Genomic DNA, 19,468 nt, shown 5'->3' with positions numbered 1-19,468 from the left:
AATGCCTGTTAACACTTGGATACAAATCATCGCGTTAGGACACATAAATGCATGAATTTAAGAACAAAAAAGCACCCAAATGGGTGCTTTTTGTCTCAAAATTTTATGTTGCTTAAATGTTAATTTTTGGCGGGTAGAGCCAGTGTCAGGGCCTGGCGGGAAAGATCGGCGGCAGCCTTGCTGTCGTTCAGTTTTTCCATTACATCAACCAGGTAGCCGTAGTCAGCCATATTCGGTCGTAGCTCGATAGCCTTCTCGAAGTGCTGCTTGGCTTCCTCCCATTTTTCCTCACGCATATACAGCTGCCCCAGTGCACTGTATGTGCTTGGGTTGCTGCTGTCATAGCGAAGGAGATCGGTCAGGCGGACAATGGCCGGATGGTAGTCAGCAAGGTTCAGTGCCGGTACCAGCTCAATCAGATCTTCGTCGTTGTTTTTCTTCAGTGCGTCACGAAGCACGGTGTAGGCCTCGCTGTCGGCACTGTGGCTGCTCATTAGCCTTACAAAGCAGGCAATAAGCTCAGGACGTTGCTTGGTTTTACGGTTGAGGCTGTTCCAGTGGCCCATCAGGCCTTCGCTGCCGCTTTGCTGGGTAATGTGGGTCATCAGCCCGCATTCGGCTTTGATTTGCAGCTCAGCGGCTTCCTCGGCGGTGATCACGCCAAGTTTCTCAAGCTGAGGAAGTTGTGCCAGTAGCGGTTTCCAGTCTTCCAGCTTCAGGTAACAATCTTTTAGCAGCGCCAGCAGTACCGGGTTACGGCTGTGCTCGTGCTGAATATCCTGCAAAGTGGCCACGGCCTGCTCGTACTGCTGCTGACGGAACTGCAGCTTGGCGCGAGTCAGGGCTACAGCCAGGTTTTGACCATCGATATCGGCAGCCAGCTTCAGGTACTCGTCACGCTGGTTGGCGTCGCCCTGGCTTTGTGCCGCTTCCGCAGCGGCCAGGTAGTTAAGCAGCGGAGCATCGCTGTGCTTGGCGGCTTTGACAACCAGCTTCTCAGCCTGCTTCCAGTCGCCTTCGATGACCTTCATCAAGCCTGTCGATGTCAGCTGGCGTGCTTTACGTGCCTTGCGGCCAGACAGCCAACCGCGAGTCGAGCTGCCGACAGACAGAACGCGCTTGAGAATGGTTTCCAGCAGGAAGAAAGAGCCGAACAGGATCACGACAATCAGGATCAGGGTGGTCAGGCTCATTTCCAGGGTCTGGTTGGCGACAGAGATCAGCACATAGCCCTGATTGCCCGCTAGCATCGGGCCGACAACAATACCGGCAATCAGCGCAGCAACCAGCAATAATAGTTTGATCATGCTGGGTTCTCCTCTGTGCTAAGTGGCTTCACTTGCTGGCGCAGGCGCTCGCTGATGGCATTGGTGATCAGAGGCTGTGACTTCAGCGTGCTTGGGTAGCTCGCTTCAATATTTTCCTGTGCAAGTTTATCCAGGGTGCTGATGAAGCTTTGCGCGGCAGGATCTTCCATGTCGTAGAACTGCTCGGCCCACTCTTTGGCCATCATCAGTGACTTGGTGTATAGCTCGCCCTGCTCGCGGTAGACCGACTTGATCGCGGTCTCAAGCTTCGACTTGATGTTTTCCTGCAGGTAGAAGTCCTGCTTAGGCGAGAGTAGCGGGATCACGCTGCCGTCGCGGGTACGGTAGGTAACAAAGTGCTCGCTGAAGTTTTTCAGGGATGTCTTCAGGTTTTCTTTCCAGTCGTCAACAGAAGTTGACACTGTGCCCGACTCGGTCGCTGTTGCTTCCGGCACGATGGCGTTGGCCAGCGGCAGTGTTGCAACGGCTTCCTGCAGGCTGGTCAGGCGAAGCACCAGGCCGTCACGGTCAACACGGGCAACGGCTTTCAGTGCGGTAATGTCACTGTGCATGGCTTCGCGGATCGGCGTCATGCTTGGATCGTTCAGCTCGGCAATACGGTGATCGGCAGATTCAAGCAGGATGGTGGCACTGGCCGTGTCATGCTCCAGCCACAGTTTGCGACCGGCCATTTTGACCAGGTAATCCGCTTCGGCCAGCAGCCAGTCGTTTGGACGGCGTCCTTTCATTTCAGACAGCGCCATTTGCAGGCCGGTGATTGATTTGCCCTGCTGCGAGATTGAGACATCGGTACGTTGCAGGCTCTTCTCTACCTGGCTGAGGGTTTCTTGTTTGGTTGCGGCAATGCTGCTGGTCAGGTTGCTTTTTACGCCTGCCAGCTGCTGCTGAAGCTCAGCCATTTTGGCGTTCTGGGCCAGAGTTTGCTGGTGACCGTGGTAGTACAGGCCGGCACCGAGTGCGATGACGAGGGCAATAGCAATAGCCCCCATTTTACTGCCGCTTTGCTTTTCGGCTGGCTGAGGAGCAGGCGCTGGCTGGCTGGCTTCCGCCTTGGCTGCTGTTTCCTTCGGTGCAGAGGTTTCAGGTGCCTGGGCTTTGGCACTTGATTGACCTTGCTTGTCCGTTGTTTTTGACACTGCCGATTGCTTGTTATCTGCAGAGGTTTCGTTATTGGTTTTTTTGTCAGTCATCCGATTATCCCATCGTGCCTATCTTGCTTAGGGTCGTGAAAAGGCAGTTGTTGGCCGCACTCCCCACGGTGGAAATTGTACAAAAACCAAGCGTTGTAGCCTGGTCCGCGATTCGTTGGCTTGGTACGAAAAGGTGGCGCTGAAGAAACCAAGCCTTGTTGTCATCAGGAATTAAACTACTTAGGTATGCCAGCTGCTCGCCACTGGTGACAACCAGTGCCGACACCTGCCTCGACTGCCATGTCCGGCACAGCTGCTCGCCATCGAGTGGGTTCCAGCTGCGCAGGTATGTTTCGCAGTAGCTGACCTCGGCCTTGCGTTGTTGCAAGGTTTGGTAGATCAATTCACGACCGCCGTTGCCGCGTAAAATCAGTATCCGGCGGTTTTGTATCCGAGCTTGAGCCAGTGCTGGTAATTCCAGTAACCCTTCACTGTCACAGCGCGACTGAGGTGATTGCACGTCGCTGTCTGTGCACTCGGAGAGTGCTGCGGCAGTTTTGTGCCCAACGGCCATATAATGCACGTTTTTTGGCCAGCTGGCACCTTGTGTTGTTAAGTAATTGTGCGCCAGGTTCACTGCATGAACACTGACAGCAATCAGAAAATCACCTGATTGCAGCTGATTTAGCTGGGAAATCAACGTAGGAAGTTGTTTTCCCGGCTGAATATCGAGCAGTGGTTGAGCAATCGCACTGATACCCGCCGCATTGAGTTGCTGGGCAAGCTGGTGGCATTCCGGAGCCGGGCGGGTGATCAGTATGGTCATCAGGCGTTGCCGTATAGCTTATCCAGGATGTCCTTGGCACCGTCGTCGAGCAGCTGCTCTGCCAGTTGGGTGCCTAATGCTTCTGCATCGGCGGCTGGTCCGCTGATCTCGCCGCTAACAATCTTGCTGCCGTCTGGTTCGCCAACTAAGGCGCGTAGCCAGATTTGATCGCCTTTGAGTTCCGAGTAGCTACCGATAGGGACCTGGCAGCCACCCTGCAGGCGGTTGTTCATCGCACGTTCGCAGAGTACACGGGTTGCGGTTTCCTGGTGGTTCAGGGCCTCAAGTAGCTTACGGACGCGGGTGTCATCCAGACGGCATTCGATGCCGACAGCTCCCTGGCCGACCGCTGGCAGGCTGGTCTCTGGTGCGATGGCATCACGGATGCGGTCGTCCATTTTTAGTCGCATGAGGCCGGCGCAGGCGAGAATAATGGCATCGTATTCGCCGTCATCGAGCTTGCGCAGACGGGTATTGACGTTGCCGCGCAGGTCTTTGACAACCAGATCAGGGCGCTGGGCGCGAAGTTGGCATTGACGGCGCAGGCTCGAGGTACCGACTACGGCACCGGCCGGAAGTTCGTCAATTGTATTGAACGTGTTGGAGACAAAGGCATCACGCGGGTCTTCGCGCTCGCAAATAGTGACCAGTCCCAAGCCATCGGGGAACTCGACAGGGACATCTTTCATCGAGTGTACGGCGATGTCGGCGCGGCCTTCGAGCATAGCCACTTCGAGCTCTTTCACGAACAGACCTTTACCACCGACCTTGGCTAGCGGGGTATCCAGAATGATGTCGCCTTTGGTAACCATAGGTACCAGCTCGACAATCAGGCCTGGATGAGCCTGCTCCAGTGCATCTTTTACAAATTCTGCTTGCCACATTGCCAGCGGGCTTTTGCGGGTGGCAATGCGGATCGGTTTATCGGTCATAGAATCGGGTCCATTAAATCGCTTGCATTTATACACGGTAATCGTATCACTACTGCGCCATGATGGTAATTCACTTGTTGCCCTCAGTGCGGTGAAGCAGTATTGTCTTGATATGTGTTGCAATTAATGTGATATTTCTCACATAACCTTTAAGTGGAAAATTCATTACAATACCGTCGCTGGCGGTTTATTGAGTTTGTACTAGCTTGAGGGAATCAGGACAAGGATGGGCCGTATCGCCATGTTGCCAAAAAGCGAGCCATTCATAAGCTGTCATAAATCGTCACTATCTTTACGGTTAAAGCAAAAACTGTTACATTGATCACGTTTTTGCTCGCGTGTAGGACACTATCTACACTAATAATGACAAGATTTGGGCCGCTCTCTAGCTGGTAGCTCTTGGAAGAGTAATTTGCATAATTATATCGAGACGCTTAAAAGTAGACTGGATCAGCACAACCAGCTAAGGCTGGAGCGTGCCCGCGCAGCCATGAATGCGCAGTCTGAGCAGGTATTCAACCTGCTGACCGTGTTACTCCACTACAATCATCCGGCGGTACCCGGTTATCTTGAGCAGGCCGTGCCTGTAGGCATTGCCGCGTTTGACGTTTCCGAGCAGCAGCAACAGCTGATCGACGATTGTGCGCTCACCAGCCAGTCGACCATCACCCCTCCTCAGTTATCTAACGGCGAATACCCGATCCTTGGCCTGTATGCCATGGGCAGTACCTCTTCGCTGGGCCAGAGTCTGACCAGTGATCTTGATATCTGGGTCTGCATCCGTACCGATATGGCGGCGGACGATCGCAAGGCGCTTGAGAGCAAGTGTTCGCTGATCTCCGACTGGGCGATGGCACAGGGCGTCGAGGCCAACTTTTTCCTGATTGACGAAAATCGTTTCCGCGACAACTTTTCCGAGCAGATGACCGGTGATAACTGCGGCTCGAGCCAGCACCTGCTGCTGCTTGACGAGTTTTACCGCTCGGCGGTCCAGCTCGCCGGCCAGCGCCTGATGTGGTTCATGGTGCCGCCGGAGATGGAAGAGTGTTACGACGAATATATCGATTACCTTGACTCGAGTGGGTATATCCGTCGTGAAGAGTGGATTGATTTCGGCGGCCTGACCCGAATTCCAGCCGAAGAGTATTTTGGCTCCAGTCTGTGGCAGCTTTATAAGAGTATCGACTCGCCGTATAAATCAGTGCTGAAAGCGATTTTGCTCGAGGCATACTCCTGGGAATATCCGCACACCCAGCTGCTCAGTGTCGACGGCAAGCGCCGCTTCTTTTCGGAAGATCGCACCGAGTACTGTATGGATGCGTATTACCTGATGCTGGAGAAGGTGACGCGTTACCTGGAGCGTATTGACGATCATCGCCGCCTGGATTTGGTCCGTCGCTGCTTCTACCTCAAGACGCATGAGAAGCTGACCCGTGAGCCGGCCTCCGGCTCGGTGGTGTGGCGTCGTGAGGTTCTGGGCAAGCTGACGTCGGACTGGCAGTGGCCGCAAGAGGTGCTGCTTGAGCTGGATAACCGCCGTGACTGGAAGGTAGAGCAGGTCAAGCGGGCGCACAACGAGTTGCTTGATGCCCTGATGCTCAGCTACCGTAACCTGATCCGCTTTGCCCGCCGTAATAACATAACCTCGGCGATTAGCCCGGAAGATATCAGTATTCTGGCGCGTAAGCTGTATGCGGCGTTTGAGGTTCTGCCGGGCAAGGTCACTTTGCTCAACCCGCAGATCTCCCCTGACTTGCACGAGCCGAACCTGAGCTTGATCCAGGTGCCGGCCGGACGAACCAATGCCGCAGGTTGGTATCTGTACAAGCATTCGCTCGACCCGTATGCCATTTTGGGCCAGCCGTCGCTGGAGCATAACCGTTACCTGAGCAAGCTGGTTGCCTGGGCATACTTCAACGGCCTGCTGACCGAATCGACCTGTCTGCATAATGTGGTACGTGATGCCGCGATGGATATCGACAAGCTCTATCAGCTGGTCAGCGATATCCGCAATACGTTCCCGATCCGCCGTCCGCAGCCGGGCCTGCAGGCGCTGTCGAGTCCGTGCGAAATTCGCCAGCTCGGGTTGTTTGTCAATTTGGAAAATGATCCGACGACTGAGCTGAAAAACCGTTCGGTCCGTTTTGACTTTAAAAATACCGATATCTTTAGCTATGGCCCCGAGCAGACCTGCCTGGTCGGCAGTGTGGACCTGGTCTACCGTAACTCGTGGAACGAGGTACGTACCCTGAACTTCAGCGGCGAAAATGCCATGCTGGATGCGCTGAAGACGGTATTGGGCAAGATGCACCAGGATGCAATCCCGCCGGAGTCGGTGGATGTATTCTGCTATAGCAAGCACATGCGCGGCCTGATCCGTAACTTGGTCTATCAGCTGGTGGCCGAATGTATCGAAATGCGCCTCAAGCCGGTTGAACAGGAAAAACGCCGTCGCTTCAAGGCGATTCGCATTGGCGAACAGACCCATGGCTTGTTTTTCGAGCGCCGTGGGGTGTCGGTCCAGAAGCTGGAAAACTCGGTTGATTTCTATAGCTGTATTTCGACCAACAAGCTGTTTGGCTCGGCCAATCTGGTGATGGGTAAGGCTGATGAGCCGCACCCGCCGGAAATTGTCGATGCCTATGCCAGCGAAGGTCTGATCCAGTTTTTCTTCGAAGATTGCGATGCTGGCTACAATATCTATATTCTCGACGAGTCGAACCGGGTGGAAGTCTATCGCCAGTGCAGCGGTGACAAAGATGAGATGGTTCACGGGGTAAACCGTTTTTACACCTCGGCCCAGGACCGTTTCAGCTATAGTGCCAATTTTATTAACTTTAACCTGCCGCAGTTTTACGACATCGTGCACAACGATGGCGGTGAGCCGCAGGTGATCCCGTTCAAGAGTGGCCAGCAAATCCCGCGACCCGCGGCGGCTGGAGCCGCCCCCAACATGATGTCGCTATCGACACGGTAGCTGGGTTTTGGGGCCAAATAACAAAAAGCGAGAGTCTGTCGGCTCTCGCTTTTTCGTTTCGGGCTGTTTACCTAATCGTCGTGCCGGCCTATGACCAGTCCACCGGCTCTTCGGCATGTAGCGAGCATTCCTGCTTCACCAGCGAAATCAGCTCGGCCCCGCTGCGGGTACAGTGCCACAGGCCGTCTTTGTATTTGAAGTGGTAACCGCCTGATTTTGAAGCCAGCCAGATTTCGTGCAACGGCTCCTGGCGGTTAATGACGATTTGGCTGCGGTTCTCGAATTCCAGTGTCAGTACGTTGCCGGTCGTCTCATATTCAATGTCTGCACCGGATTCGTCGATGCCTTCCTCAATGCTCATAAGAACCTCATCGGCTAACTTATGAAATTCTGTATCATTCATCCCATTGCGTCCTATTGCTTTTCCTAGTGTTGGTGCGATTATAGAGGGCAATGAAATGATAATCACTGGCTTTGAAAAATGCGTAAAGGTTTATTGGCAATTTTAGTACTGGGTGTATTGGCACTTAATGGCTGTGGTCAGAGCGGACCGCTATATATGCCGGACGACTCCGAGCAGCAGCAACAACAGCAGTAACGACAGCGATCAGACAGGGAAGAGACAACTTTGGATTATTTTAACTACCAGCAAGACGGCCAGCTATGGGCCGAAGACATTGCACTTACCGACCTCGCTGAGCGTTACGGTACCCCTTTGTATGTGTACTCCAGGGCAACACTGGAGCGACACTGGAATGCGTTTGATCAGGCGGTGGCCAACCATCCGCACCTGATTTGTTATGCCGTGAAGGCCAACTCCAATATCGGGGTACTCAATGTACTTGCCCGGCTGGGTTCCGGGTTCGATATTGTCTCGCAAGGCGAGCTGGAGCGGGTTATCGCCGCCGGTGGCGATCCGGCCAAGGTTGTTTTCTCCGGTGTCGGCAAGACGGCCGCGGAGATGAAGCGGGCGCTGGAGCTGGGTATTAAATGCTTCAATGTTGAATCCGAGCCTGAGCTTGAGCGCCTGAATGAGGTGGCCGGCTTACTGGGCAAGGTGGCGCCGGTATCCTTGCGGATCAACCCGGATGTGGATGCCAAGACCCACCCGTATATTTCGACCGGTCTGCGTGACAATAAATTTGGTATTGTGTTTGACCGCGCGCCGGAGGTTTACCGCCTGGCACAGAGCCTGCCAAACCTGAAAGTGACCGGTATGGACTGTCATATCGGCTCCCAGCTAACGGATATCGAGCCGTTTATTGATGCCACCGACCGCCTGCTGGCCCTGATTGATACCCTCAAGGCTGAAGGCATTGAAATCGAGCACCTCGATGTCGGCGGTGGACTGGGCGTGACATACAGTGACGAGCAGCCGCCGCAGCCTTCTGACTATGCCTCCGAGCTGCTGGCTCGTCTCAAGGACCACCCTGAGCTGGAGCTGGTTTTTGAACCGGGTCGTGCTATTGCCGCCAATGCCGGTGTGATGTTGACCCGAATTGAGTATCTCAAGCACACCGAGCACAAAAATTTTGCTATTGTCGACGCGGCAATGAACGATCTGATCCGTCCGACCCTCTATCAGGCATGGCAGGACATTGTGCCGGTATGCCCGCGCGAGGGTGAGAAGCAGACCTATGACTTTGTCGGCCCTATCTGTGAGACCGGCGATTTCATCGGCAAGGAGCGTACCTTGTGCCTCGAATCGGGCGATCTGCTGGCAGTACGTTCGGCAGGAGCCTATGGGTTTGTGATGGCGTCAAACTATAATACCCGTACACGCGCTGCCGAAATTATGGTTGACGGTCAAGATGCCCATGTGGTCCGCGAGCGTGAAACGCTGGAGCAATTGTGGCAGTCTGAGCACCTGTTGCCAGAATAACAAGAAGGGACATCATGCAGATCAATTTTTCAAAAATGCATGGCTTAGGCAATGATTTCATGGTGGTGGATTGCGTGACGCAGAATGCGTTCTTCTCGCCTGACGCCATCAAGCGGCTGGCCGATCGCCATCGGGGGATCGGTTTTGACCAACTGCTGGTGGTAGAGCCGCCCTATGATCCGGAGACAGATTTTCACTACCGGATCTTCAATGCCGACGGTAGCGAGGTTGAGCAGTGCGGCAACGGTGCCCGCTGTTTTGCCCGTTTTGTCTGGATGAAAGGGCTCACCAACAAATACCATATTTCCGTCAGCACCAAGGGCGGAAAAATGATCCTGAAGCTGGAAAATGACAACCAGGTGACGGTCAATATGGGGGCGCCGGAGTTCGAGCCGGGCAAGATCCCGTTTCGTGCCAAGCAAAGTGAAAAAACCTATATTTTGCGAGCCGGCGATAACACGGTATTCTGTGGCGCGGTAAGCATGGGGAATCCGCATTGCGTGACTGTGGTGGACGATGTCGATACGGCTGACGTCGAGACGATGGGGCCGTTGCTGGAATCTCACGAGCGGTTTCCTGAGCGGGTCAACGCGGGCTTTATGCAGATAGTGAACCGTCGCGAAATCAAGCTGCGGGTCTACGAGCGTGGAGCCGGTGAAACCCAGGCCTGTGGCAGTGGCGCCTGTGCCGCTGTCGCGATTGGTCAGCAGCAGGGGCTGCTGGATGAAAATGTAAAAGTGAGCCTTCCGGGCGGCGATTTGCATATTCGCTGGGCCGGAGAAGGCAAGCCATTGTATATGACTGGCCCTGTAGCACATGTCTTTGATGGACAAATAGTATTATGACAGATGTATCCCAACTGGGTGAGCTGCCGGTAGTGGCAGACACCCCGTTGTCCGATCAGGATGTGGCTGAGTTTCTGCTCGACAACCCTGATTTTTTTATCCGACAGCCGGAATTACTGACCCAGCTGCGCGTGGCCCACAGTGAGCGTGGTGCGGTGTCGCTGGTGGAAATTCAGCTCGACAGGCTACGAGGCCGGGTGCGTGAACTCGAGGGGGAAATTAATACCCTGGTAACCGCCGCCGGCAAGAACAGCGAGCTGTTTGAAATCTTTGCCCGCGCCCAGCAGCAGTTGTTTCAGACCCACAATATCTACCAGGCGCTGGTGATCCTTGAAGAGCTCAGCAGCCAGCTGCAGCTGGACTTCAGCCTGAAGCTGTTTGATAGCTTTGATGATAACCTCTATTTACCGCGTAAGGCTTTTGAAGGCTTTCGTGTTGCCCATCTGTCGCATCGGCCGGTGTACATGGGCCGGTTGCGCAGGCAAGAGAGCGAGCTGCTCTTTAGCCATCCGCCGCACCTGGGCTCCTATGTGGTGCTGCCGCTGGGGATCGAGCATCCTATCGGGGTATTGAGCTTTGCCAGTACTGATGGTGGTCATTTCCAGCCTGCGATGGATACCTTGTTTGTCGAGCAGTTGGCCCTGGTGCTGACTCGCCTGATCCATCACTGGGAATATACCCGCGAGGTAATTGATTGAGTCAGTTGCCTTCCGGGCTGGACAAGCACCTGCAGCGTTTTTACGAGTACCTGCGTAGCGAACGCGAGCTCAGTCTGCACACTCAGCAGAACTACAAGCGTCAGCTGACAACGCTGGCCGAGCAGCTGGTTGAGCTGGAGGTCACGGACTGGCGGGTGGTCGATGCCGGCTGGGTACGTCAGCTGGCGAGCAAGGGGATGCGTGACGGCCTGAAGGCCAGCAGTCTGTCGATGCGCCTGTCTGCGCTGCGCAGCTTTTTTGATTATCTGGTACGCCAGGGGGTGTTGAAGGCCAACCCTGCCAAGGGGGTCTCTGCGCCACGCAAAGCGAGGCCGCTGCCCAAGAACCTTGATGTTGACGAGATGGATCAGCTACTTAGCGTTGATGAGGATGATCCGCTATCGATTCGGGATCGGGCGATGATGGAATTGATGTACGGGGCCGGACTGCGTCTGTCGGAGCTGGTAAACCTGGATGTGCGCGATATTAGCCTGAGCAAGGGTGATATCCGGGTGATCGGTAAAGGGGATAAGGAGCGAATTGTGCCTTTTGCCGGGTTGGCTCGCGACTGGGTTGGCCATTGGCTCAAGGTCCGCGGACAGCTGGCGGCCAGCGGTGAACCTGGTTTGTTCGTCTCCAAGCTGGGGCAGCGGATTTCCAACCGCAACGTCCAGAAACGGATGGCGGAGTGGGGCCAGAAGCAGGCTGTATCCAGCCATATTAACCCGCACAAGCTGCGCCATAGTTTTGCTACCCATATGCTCGAGTCGAGCGGGGATTTACGGGCGGTGCAGGAGCTACTCGGCCATGCCAACCTGTCGACCACTCAAATTTATACCCACCTCGACTTTCAGCACCTGGCACAGGTGTATGATGAAGCGCATCCGAGGGCAAAACGAAACAAACGCTAGTGCGTCTTGCCACCTATTCTGCTGATGTAACCGAGGGCTGATATGCAGTTTTATCGCAACCTCCAGTCGCCGAAGGCGCTGACTTTTGATTTGGATGATACCCTGTACGATAACCGCCCGGTGATCCGGCGGGCCGAGCAGGCGATGCATGACTGGTTGGCTGAGTATCATCCGTGCAGCCACAGTATGGCCCGTGAAGACTGGCTGCGGCTGAAAATGCGTTTGGCGGAGCAGACGCCTTACTTGCGCCATGATGTAAGCCTATGGCGCTACGAGGTACTCAAAGTCGGATTGATGCAGCTTGGTTATTCACAGGAAAAGGCCGAACAGGCTGCAGAGGAAGGGTTGGAGCGGGTATTGGTAGTGCGCAACCAAGTCGATGTCCCGGAGGAAACCCATCGGGTACTGGCCGAACTGGGTCAGAGGCTGCCCCTGCTGGCTATTACCAACGGCAATGTTGATGCGGACAAGATAGGTCTCGGCCAGTATTTTTCTCGGGTGCTGGTGGCAGGCCGAGACGGTTTGGCGAAACCCGAGCCGGATATGTTTGCTCAGGCTGCGGCGTTATTGGGCACGGCGGCACAGGACATTCTCCATGTCGGTGATCATCTGGTCACGGATGTCGGCGGCGCAAAACAAAATGGCTTTCAGGCCTGTTGGTATAACGACCAGCAGCGCCAGCTGCATCGCGAGCCCAAGGCCAAATGGCTGCCGGATGTTGAAATCTGTCGCTTGTCGCAGTTGCTTGATTTGATTTAATGCTGGCTGAGATAAACAAAAAGGCGATCACGATGATCGCCTTTTTTGATCCGGTTTGAACCGGTAAATCTATTGTTACTCTAGCCACGCTATTCCAGCAGGCTCTGCTTCGGCTCGTTGCTGATCAGCCTGTCGACCGAGATCAGCCCCGCCCCCCAGAATACATTCACCAGCATCATCATGCCCCATAGCTGGTGGTCGAAAAAGCCTTTCTCCCACAGCAGTGGGTAGGACACTACGGCAATAATATTGAAGACGAACAATACCAGTGCCATCGGACGGGTGAATAAACCTAGCGCCAGAAAGACCGGCAGGATCAGCTCGGCGGCAGTTCCCATATAGGCGGCGAGCTGCCATGGCAGCAAGGGAACCTGATATTCATATTCGAAGAGGTAGAGGGTGCTGTCCCAGCTGGAGTATTTAACCATGCCGGATTTGAAGAACACCCAGGCCACCCAGAGTCGGGTGAATAACAACAGCAACGGGATAAGAGGTTCCGTAATACGCTGTGCCAGACCGTCAATTTGTTTGATAAAACTCAGCATGCTCACTCTCCCTCTGGCAAACCATGAATGTCGGTAAAAATGTGTCGCTGGACGAGCTCGCCGAGCATCGCCAGCATTTCCTCGGAGGCGTCGCCAAGGCAGCCTTGCTGCTGGCTGAGCCGGATAAGCCCGGTGGCACCCGGCGTCGTATTCAGTACTATCATCTGATCCGGGCGTCGCTGGATCACCGCAGATTCCGGCTGGCTAAGATCAATCTCTTCAATGGCGTTGTCGGTGATCATCTGCCAGATAGTCGCGACCGGGTAGTCGGAGTCGATACAAAATGTTGGTTCGGGTACCTCAAGCCGGAGCTGGGGCAAATTGGCCTCGGTCAGCTGCTGTAGCTTGGAAAACGGGAACTGACTGTCGATGGCCGGCGTATGGGCGGCGCGATCGAGGTACCATTCGAGGCTGGCCAAATCAGCCAGATATGGCACGGCTTCTACCAGTTCAGGTTGGCTGCTGACGGTATTGCACAGTCCTTCCCCGTAATGGCTGACATCGCCCTGCTGCAGCGGGTGAGTCAGGACATGCTGGCGCGCAAGCTGGCTAAAGCACTCGTCACCGACCACGGCTTTGACGCAGGGATAGACCACCTCAAGGATTTCCGACAGGCTGATAATAAAGTTGTTGCGGTAAATCTGGATCAGCTGCTCGGCCGGAAACTGGCCATCGGCAATGTCTGCTACCACGGTGCTGGGCTGGTAGTGCAGGGCTGCCGCAAAGTCTTGCTGCAGTTGGTGCAGCTTGTTGCCAGTATTCCTGTCAGGGGGTAAGGATTTGTCCATCTCGCGCCTCCTGCGTGATAATGTTGCGTGCCTTGTCGGCTTCCCCGAGCAGGACTGAGAGTGGCGGAATATCCAAATCCCACTCAATCAGGGTTGGTGTCCTGCCGTGTTGCTGTACCCAGCGGCGATAAAGCTGCCATACCGGTTCGCTGACGGGTTTGCTATGGGTATCAATCCAGATCTCGCCGTCTTCAAACTGCTTGACGGTAAAGCCGGCCAGATGGATTTCTTTCACTGCCGAGGCATCTAGTGCAGCAATGTACTGATCACAGTCAAAGCCATGGTTGAAGGCACTGACATAAATATTGTTCAGATCGAGCAGCAGGCCGCAGCCGGTGCGTTGCTGGACCTGATGAAGAAACTCCCATTCCGGAATTGCCGAGCTGGCAAAGCTCAGGTAGCTGGACGGGTTCTCGATCAACATCTGGCGACCGAGATACTCCTGTACCTGTTCGACCTTTTGACAAAAGTGCTCAAGCGCTTCCTCGGTATAGGGCAACGGCAGCAGATCATTAAAAAACTGCCCGTTGACAGAGCTCCAGCTGAGGTGATCCGAGACGGCAATCGGGTCGATTTCATCAACCAGCTGTTTGAGCTGGCTCAGGTGCTGGCGATCCAGGGGATCGGCCGAACCGAGGGACAAGCCGATACCGTGGCAGCTAATCGGATAGTGCTCGGCAATCTGCCGTAGCTGCTGACGGGCGGTAGAGGTTGTGGTGAAGTAGTTCTCACTGTGGACCTCCAGCCAGCCGATATTCGGTTTCTCCTCCAGAACCTGGGTGATGTGGGGGGAGCGTAGCCCCACCCCAACCACTTGGTGCTGTGTCAGGCCGCCCACTTATTTTGCCTCTGGCGAGCTGCCGGCCAGGCGGTCACACAGGCCTTTTGGCACCATGATAAAGGCATCTTTCTGACCGTCGACCTTGGAGGTACCGGCACATGAACTGGTTTTGGTCGCACAGTCGTTTTTACCGGCTTTGACAACGCCGTAGCATTTTTCTTTGGCTTCGGCGGCTACAGCGGTCGAGGCAGTCATCGCGGTACCGGCCAGGGCAAGCAAACCGGTAACGGCAGTGGCAAGGGCTACGTTGGTTTTCTTCATAATCATTCCTTAGATTGAGCTAGCAGTACAAGATGTCGTGGTCATTAAGACGATGAAGTAGAACCACCGGCCAGGCGGTCACACAGGCCTTTTGGCACCATGATGAAAGCATCTTTCTGGTTGTCCGTTTTGGACGTACCGGCACAAGAGCTGGTTTTGGTTGCACAGTCGTTTTTACCGGCCTTGGCTACGCCGTAGCATTTCTCTTTGGCTTCGGCTGCCACAGCGGTTGAGGTGGTCATTGCGGTACCTGCAAGCGCAATAAGACCAGTAACGGCTGATGCTAGAGCGATATTGGTTGTCTTTTTCATAATCATTCCTCTTTAATTTGCTGACTGTTGCTGCATGGAGCAACGTTTCCTTTTGTTATTGTTGGCGCTTCTTACTGCGCTCTCGGAACATAAGAAAGGGCGAGCAGGTTTTTTATTTCACTCTTTCTTAACTTTTTTTTCTGGTGCGTAACATCCTGCCATTTCCAAGCATAGAACAAATACTAAAAGGCAAGCGTTTGAAACTGGTGAATTATCAAACGGCTGTGCAGTTGGAAAGCCGGTTTGTCTGAATCTCCGGGGAGGGTGAAGATATCGAGGCATTCTTGAATTGAGCTGGTATAATCACCAGCATTGTATAAATAACCAGTAGGTAACGATGGACGCTTCACTCCTGTTAGATGGCCTTAATGACAAGCAAAGAGAGGCGGTGGCTGCGCCGCTAGGTAATCACCTGGTTCTGGCGGGTGCGGGCAGCGGCAAGACCCGCGTACTGGTCCATCGTATCGCCTGGTTGATGCAGATTGAGCAGGCCTCGCCGTATTCAATCATGTCGGTGACCTTTACCAACAAGGCGGCGGCCGAGATGCGCGGCCGGATCAACGAGCTGATGCAGGGCTCGTCGGCCGGTATGTGGAACGGCACTTTCCACGGCCTGTGCCACCGCATGCTGCGTGCTCACTATCTGGATGCCCGCCTGCCCGATGACTTCAATATTCTGGACTCCGACGATCAGATGCGTCTGCTTCGCCGCCTGATCAAGGCGCAGAACCTGGACGAGAAACATTGGCCGGCGCGCCAGGCAGCCTGGTATATCAACGGCAAGAAGGATGAGGGGCTGCGACCTGCCAACATCGATACCTTCAATGATCCCGTCGAGCAAACCTGGCTGCGGGTATATACCGCTTACCAGGAAGCCTGTGATCGTGCCGGACTGGTTGATTTTGCCGAACTGTTGCTGCGGGCTTTCGAGCTGATCCGCGACAACAAGCACATTCGCGAGCATTATCAGGCGCGCTTCAAACATATTCTGGTCGATGAGTTCCAGGATACCAACAACATCCAGTTTGCCTGGCTGCGCCTGATGGCCGGTCCTGACTGTAACGTGATGATTGTCGGCGATGATGACCAGTCGATTTACGGCTGGCGTGGTGCCCAGGTTGAAAATATCCAGCGTTTCCTGCGGGATTTCACCAATGCCTCGTCGATCTTCCTTGAGCAGAACTACCGCTCGACTGGCAATATCCTGAATGCGGCCAACGAACTGATCGCCAACAACAACGAGCGAATGGGCAAGAATCTGTGGACCGAAGGGGCCGAGGGCGAGCCGATCTCGCTGTATTCAGCCTTTAACGAGCTGGACGAGGCGCGTTTTGCGGTCGGCAAGATCAAGGAATGGCGTGATCAGGGCGGCACCCTGAACGAAACCGCCTTCCTGTATCGTAGTAATGCCCAGTCGCGGGTACTGGAAGAGGCGCTTATTCAGGCTGGCCTGCCATACCGCATCTACGGTGGAATGCGCTTCTTCGAGCGTCAGGAAATCAAAGATTCGCTGGCTTATCTGCGCCTGATGTCGAACCGCAATGATGATGCCTCTTTCGAGCGGGTGGTCAATACCCCGACCCGTGGCCTGGGTGACCGGACGTTGGAAACCATTCGCATGGCGGCGCGCGATCGCGGTGCGACGATGTGGCAGGCCAGTGTCGCCCTGCTGGAAGAGCAGGTACTGGCAGGCCGGGCGGCCAATTCGCTGCGCCGTTTCATTGAGCTGATCAATGCCCTTGAGGATGATACCCGTGATCTGCCGCTGTTCCAGCAAACCGACGAAGTGATCCGTAACTCGGGACTGCGGGCGATGTACGAGCAGGAAAAGGGTGAGAAGGCGCAGGCGCGCATTGAAAACCTCGAAGAGCTGGTTACTGCTACCCGTCAGTTTGAGGTGCCGGAAGAAGCGGAAGAGATGACCCCGCTGGCAGCCTTCCTGTCGCATGCTGCGCTGGAAGCCGGTGAAGGGCAGGCCGATGATTTCGAGGATGCGGTACAGCTGATGACGATGCACAGCGCCAAGGGGCTGGAATTTCCTGTCGTCTTTATGGTCGGTGTCGAGGAGGGGATGTTCCCGAGCTCGCGCACGACCGAGGAGGTTGGACGCCTGGAGGAGGAGCGTCGCCTGTGTTACGTGGGGATGACCCGCGCGATGCAGAAGCTGTATATCACCTATGCGGAAATGCGTCGCCTGTACGGCAAGGACAATTTCCATAAACCGTCACGCTTTATTCGTGAGATCCCGGCTGAATACGTCGAGGAAGTCCGGATGAAGGCGCAGGTCTCGCGTCCGGCGAGCAGTGGTCGCTTCAGCCAGACCCAGGTGAACGATAACTTCAACCAGACGGGCTTCAGCCTTGGTCAGCGAGTGCAGCACCCTAAGTTTGGTGAAGGGACGATTATCAACTTTGAAGGCAGCGGTGCCCAGAGCCGGGTCCAGGTCGCGTTCAATGGCGAAGGGATCAAGTGGCTGGTAACCCAGTACGCCAAGCTGGATCCGATGTAATTGATTGATGGCTGCAATGTCGTCAGAAAAAAGCCCGCCATGCTGATGCACTGGCGGGCTTTTTATTTGTCGGATGGTTTTTATTGGGCGATGACCTTGCCTTCCCGGCGTGGATCGGCAGCCCCGGAGAGCTGCTTGCCGTCAATTTTGATCGCCTGGACTCCCGAGTTGAGATCTTTGATTTTTATCTCGAACCCGAGTTGCTCAAGCTTGGGGGCCCATTGTTCTGCCGTGGTCCCTTTTTCCAGCTCGAAGACACCGAAGCGGTTATTCATGTTGGGCAGGTTGATGGCCTGTTGTAGATCCAGTCCCCAGTCGAGATGGCCCACAAGGGTTTTGGCGACATAGCCGATAATTTGGCTGCCGCCCGGCGAGCCGACGGCCAGATACGGCTGCTCGTCCTTCATCACGATGGTTGGGGCCATTGACGAGCGAGGGCGTTTGCCCGGCTCAATCCGGTTGGCAATCGGGTTTCCGCCGATATGGCTGCGGAAGGAAAAGTCGGTCAGCTCGTTGTTGAGCAGAAAGCCACGCACCATCAAACGCGAGCCGAAGCCATTTTCGATGGTGGTGGTGATTGAAACAACATTGCGATCACGGTCGACAATTGAAAAGTGGCTGGTGGAAGGCAACTCCAGCGACTCGTCCATGGCGTAGCGCATCGCATGGGACCAGACCGGCAGGCCCGGTTCGGCTGTGGCAAGGGCTTTGTCGCCTTTTAGCAGCGCAGCACGTTGCTTGAGATAGCCGGGATCGAGCAGGCCATCGGTTGGCATGGGGACATAATCACTGTCGGCCATGTAGCGGCCGCGATCGGCAAAGGCCAGGCGGGAGGCATCACCCAGCAGGCGCCAGCTGTTGACGTCATTCGGGCCCATTTTGTCGATAGGGTATTGGTTCAGCATCCCCATGATCTGGCCGAGGGTCAGGGCGCCGGAGCTTGGTGGCCCCATGCCGCAAATCTCAAACTGGCGGTACGGTGCACAGATCGGCTCTCGTTCCTTGACCTGATAGGTGGCCAGATCCATCACGCTGAGTACGCCGGGGTTCCCCTCTGCATTGCGGACGGTTTTGACAATGTCCTTGGCAATGTCGCCATGGTAGAACGCGCTGGCGCCACGCTCGGCAATTTGCGTGAGGGTGTCGGCATAGGCCGGGTTGGTCAGACGCTGTCCGGCCCGGATAGGGCTTTCGTCGTCATTGAAGAAATAGGCTTTGGTGGCCTGCCAGCGCTGGAGATTTTTCTGATCTTTGGCGACCAGTGCCGCGAGGCGCGGGCTGACCGTAAAGCCTTCGGTGGCGAGTTTTATTGCCGGGGCAAACAGATCGCTCCAGGGCAGTTTGCCGTGACGCTGGTGGGTATACCACATCAGCTTGACCGTTCCCGGGGTTCCGACTGAGCGGCCGCCGACCACGGCATCGTAGAAGGCCAGCGGCTTACCGTTTTGATCCTGAAACAGGCGCGGCGTCACCGCAAAAGGGGCAGTTTCACGACCGTCGAAGGTGGTAAGGGCTTCTTTTTCTGCATCCCAGAACACCATGAATGCTCCGCCGCCGATGCCGGAGGACTGCGGCTCGGTCAGCCCGAGAACCAGCTGGGTGGCCACCATGGCATCAATCGCATTGCCTCCCTGGCGAAGCATTGCTGCGCCCGCTTCGCTGGCATAGGGGTTGGCGCTGGCGACCATCCAGTCTTTGCCGCTTACTTGCTGCTGTTGGCTGATCCCGGTAGCAGCCTCGGGGGCAACCTGATCGGCCGTTTGCTTGCTGGTATCCTTACTCAGGGCTGCAGGGGTAAGCAAGCAGGCTGCCAGTGCCACAGCCAGGCGGGACGTATTCCACTCCATGGTTCATTCCTCTTTCGCATACGGGGTGCTTCGATAGCGTAAGAGCAGAATCCGTAGCTGTCTAATTGTTGAGCAGGT

19 protein-coding genes are annotated in these 19,468 nt (G+C 55.3%); 8 read left to right on the top strand and 11 right to left on the bottom strand.

Annotated elements, in window-relative coordinates:
• Positions 1-119 precede the first annotated feature (119 nt).
• From L4D19_RS24720 to hemC, 4 genes are read right to left on the bottom strand one after another with little or no spacing between them, the layout of a single operon-like run.
• Complete coding sequence (locus tag L4D19_RS24720; protein WP_428454657.1) at positions 120-1,307, bottom strand: heme biosynthesis protein HemY; 1,188 nt, start codon at positions 1,305-1,307, stop codon at positions 120-122.
• Entirely contained in the window at positions 1,304-2,518 is a 1,215-nt protein-coding gene (locus tag L4D19_RS24715; protein ID WP_428454656.1) for a uroporphyrinogen-III C-methyltransferase, read from the bottom strand. The genes L4D19_RS24720 and L4D19_RS24715 overlap by 4 nt, the downstream gene beginning before the upstream one ends.
• Before the next feature lie 4 nt (positions 2,519-2,522).
• Entirely contained in the window at positions 2,523-3,284 is a 762-nt protein-coding gene (locus L4D19_RS24710) for a uroporphyrinogen-III synthase (RefSeq protein ID WP_428454655.1), read from the bottom strand.
• The gene (hemC, locus tag L4D19_RS24705; protein ID WP_428454654.1) at positions 3,284-4,216 is read right to left on the bottom strand and encodes a hydroxymethylbilane synthase; all 933 of its coding nucleotides are present in this window, start codon (positions 4,214-4,216) and stop codon (positions 3,284-3,286) included. The genes L4D19_RS24710 and hemC overlap by 1 nt, the downstream gene beginning before the upstream one ends.
• Positions 4,217-4,628: 412 nt before the next feature.
• Here hemC and L4D19_RS24700 point away from each other — a divergent pair, with 412 nt between their 5' ends.
• Entirely contained in the window at positions 4,629-7,193 is a 2,565-nt protein-coding gene (locus L4D19_RS24700; protein ID WP_428454653.1) for a class I adenylate cyclase, read from the top strand.
• A gap of 88 nt (positions 7,194-7,281) precedes the next feature.
• Here L4D19_RS24700 and cyaY read toward each other — a convergent pair whose 3' ends face one another.
• A complete protein-coding gene (cyaY, locus tag L4D19_RS24695) occupies positions 7,282-7,596 on the bottom strand; it encodes an iron donor protein CyaY (RefSeq protein ID WP_075762146.1) in 315 nt (104 codons plus the stop codon).
• Positions 7,597-7,674: 78 nt separating this feature from the next.
• On the opposite strand from cyaY, the gene lptM reads away from it, so the two are divergent.
• From lptM to yigB, 6 genes are read left to right on the top strand one after another with little or no spacing between them, the layout of a single operon-like run.
• Entirely contained in the window at positions 7,675-7,791 is a 117-nt protein-coding gene (gene lptM, locus L4D19_RS24690; RefSeq protein ID WP_075762147.1) for an LPS translocon maturation chaperone LptM, read from the top strand.
• Positions 7,792-7,821: 30 nt separating this feature from the next.
• Complete coding sequence (lysA, locus tag L4D19_RS24685) at positions 7,822-9,075, top strand: diaminopimelate decarboxylase (RefSeq protein ID WP_428454652.1); 1,254 nt, start codon at positions 7,822-7,824, stop codon at positions 9,073-9,075.
• 14 nt (positions 9,076-9,089) lie between these two features.
• Complete coding sequence (gene dapF, locus L4D19_RS24680; protein ID WP_075762149.1) at positions 9,090-9,920, top strand: diaminopimelate epimerase; 831 nt, start codon at positions 9,090-9,092, stop codon at positions 9,918-9,920.
• Positions 9,917-10,618 (top strand): DUF484 family protein, encoded by a 702-nt coding sequence (locus L4D19_RS24675; protein WP_160655711.1) that lies wholly within the window; start codon positions 9,917-9,919, stop codon positions 10,616-10,618. The genes dapF and L4D19_RS24675 overlap by 4 nt, the downstream gene beginning before the upstream one ends.
• The gene (xerC, locus tag L4D19_RS24670) at positions 10,615-11,529 is read left to right on the top strand and encodes a tyrosine recombinase XerC (protein ID WP_428454651.1); all 915 of its coding nucleotides are present in this window, start codon (positions 10,615-10,617) and stop codon (positions 11,527-11,529) included. Before L4D19_RS24675 ends, xerC begins: the two co-directional genes overlap by 4 nt.
• A 42-nt stretch (positions 11,530-11,571) precedes the next feature.
• Complete coding sequence (yigB, locus tag L4D19_RS24665) at positions 11,572-12,288, top strand: 5-amino-6-(5-phospho-D-ribitylamino)uracil phosphatase YigB (RefSeq protein WP_428454650.1); 717 nt, start codon at positions 11,572-11,574, stop codon at positions 12,286-12,288.
• A gap of 89 nt (positions 12,289-12,377) precedes the next feature.
• On the opposite strand, the gene L4D19_RS24660 is transcribed toward yigB, so the two are convergent.
• The 5 genes from L4D19_RS24660 to L4D19_RS24640 are packed head-to-tail and all read right to left on the bottom strand — an operon-like array spanning position 12,378 to position 15,034.
• Positions 12,378-12,833, bottom strand: coding sequence for a DoxX family protein (locus L4D19_RS24660; RefSeq protein WP_160655716.1), 456 nt, complete (start codon positions 12,831-12,833; stop codon positions 12,378-12,380).
• A gap of 2 nt (positions 12,834-12,835) precedes the next feature.
• Entirely contained in the window at positions 12,836-13,621 is a 786-nt protein-coding gene (locus tag L4D19_RS24655; RefSeq protein ID WP_428454649.1) for an HvfC/BufC family peptide modification chaperone, read from the bottom strand.
• Positions 13,599-14,450 (bottom strand): MNIO family bufferin maturase, encoded by an 852-nt coding sequence (bufB, locus tag L4D19_RS24650; RefSeq protein ID WP_428454676.1) that lies wholly within the window; start codon positions 14,448-14,450, stop codon positions 13,599-13,601. Before bufB ends, L4D19_RS24655 begins: the two co-directional genes overlap by 23 nt.
• Positions 14,451-14,459: 9 nt before the next feature.
• Positions 14,460-14,723 carry a BufA1 family periplasmic bufferin-type metallophore gene (locus L4D19_RS24645; protein WP_428454648.1) on the bottom strand — a complete coding sequence of 88 codons (264 nt, stop codon included), beginning with the start codon at positions 14,721-14,723 and terminating at the stop codon, positions 14,460-14,462.
• A gap of 44 nt (positions 14,724-14,767) precedes the next feature.
• Entirely contained in the window at positions 14,768-15,034 is a 267-nt protein-coding gene (locus L4D19_RS24640) for a BufA1 family periplasmic bufferin-type metallophore (protein ID WP_075762156.1), read from the bottom strand.
• Between the two features lie 337 nt (positions 15,035-15,371).
• Here L4D19_RS24640 and uvrD point away from each other — a divergent pair, with 337 nt between their 5' ends.
• On the top strand, positions 15,372-17,543 hold the full coding sequence (gene uvrD / locus L4D19_RS24635) for a DNA helicase II (RefSeq protein ID WP_428454647.1): 2,172 nt from the start codon (positions 15,372-15,374) through the stop codon (positions 17,541-17,543).
• 80 nt (positions 17,544-17,623) lie between these two features.
• On the opposite strand, the gene ggt is transcribed toward uvrD, so the two are convergent.
• Positions 17,624-19,390 carry a gamma-glutamyltransferase gene (gene ggt, locus L4D19_RS24630; protein WP_428454646.1) on the bottom strand — a complete coding sequence of 589 codons (1,767 nt, stop codon included), beginning with the start codon at positions 19,388-19,390 and terminating at the stop codon, positions 17,624-17,626.
• Positions 19,391-19,468: the final 78 nt, after the last annotated feature.

Origin of the sequence: Photobacterium kasasachensis (assembly GCF_050336885.1) — a bacterium.
Lineage (GTDB): Bacteria > Pseudomonadota > Gammaproteobacteria > Enterobacterales > Vibrionaceae > Photobacterium > Photobacterium kasasachensis.
This window is presented reverse-complemented; position numbering and strand designations above follow the sequence as displayed.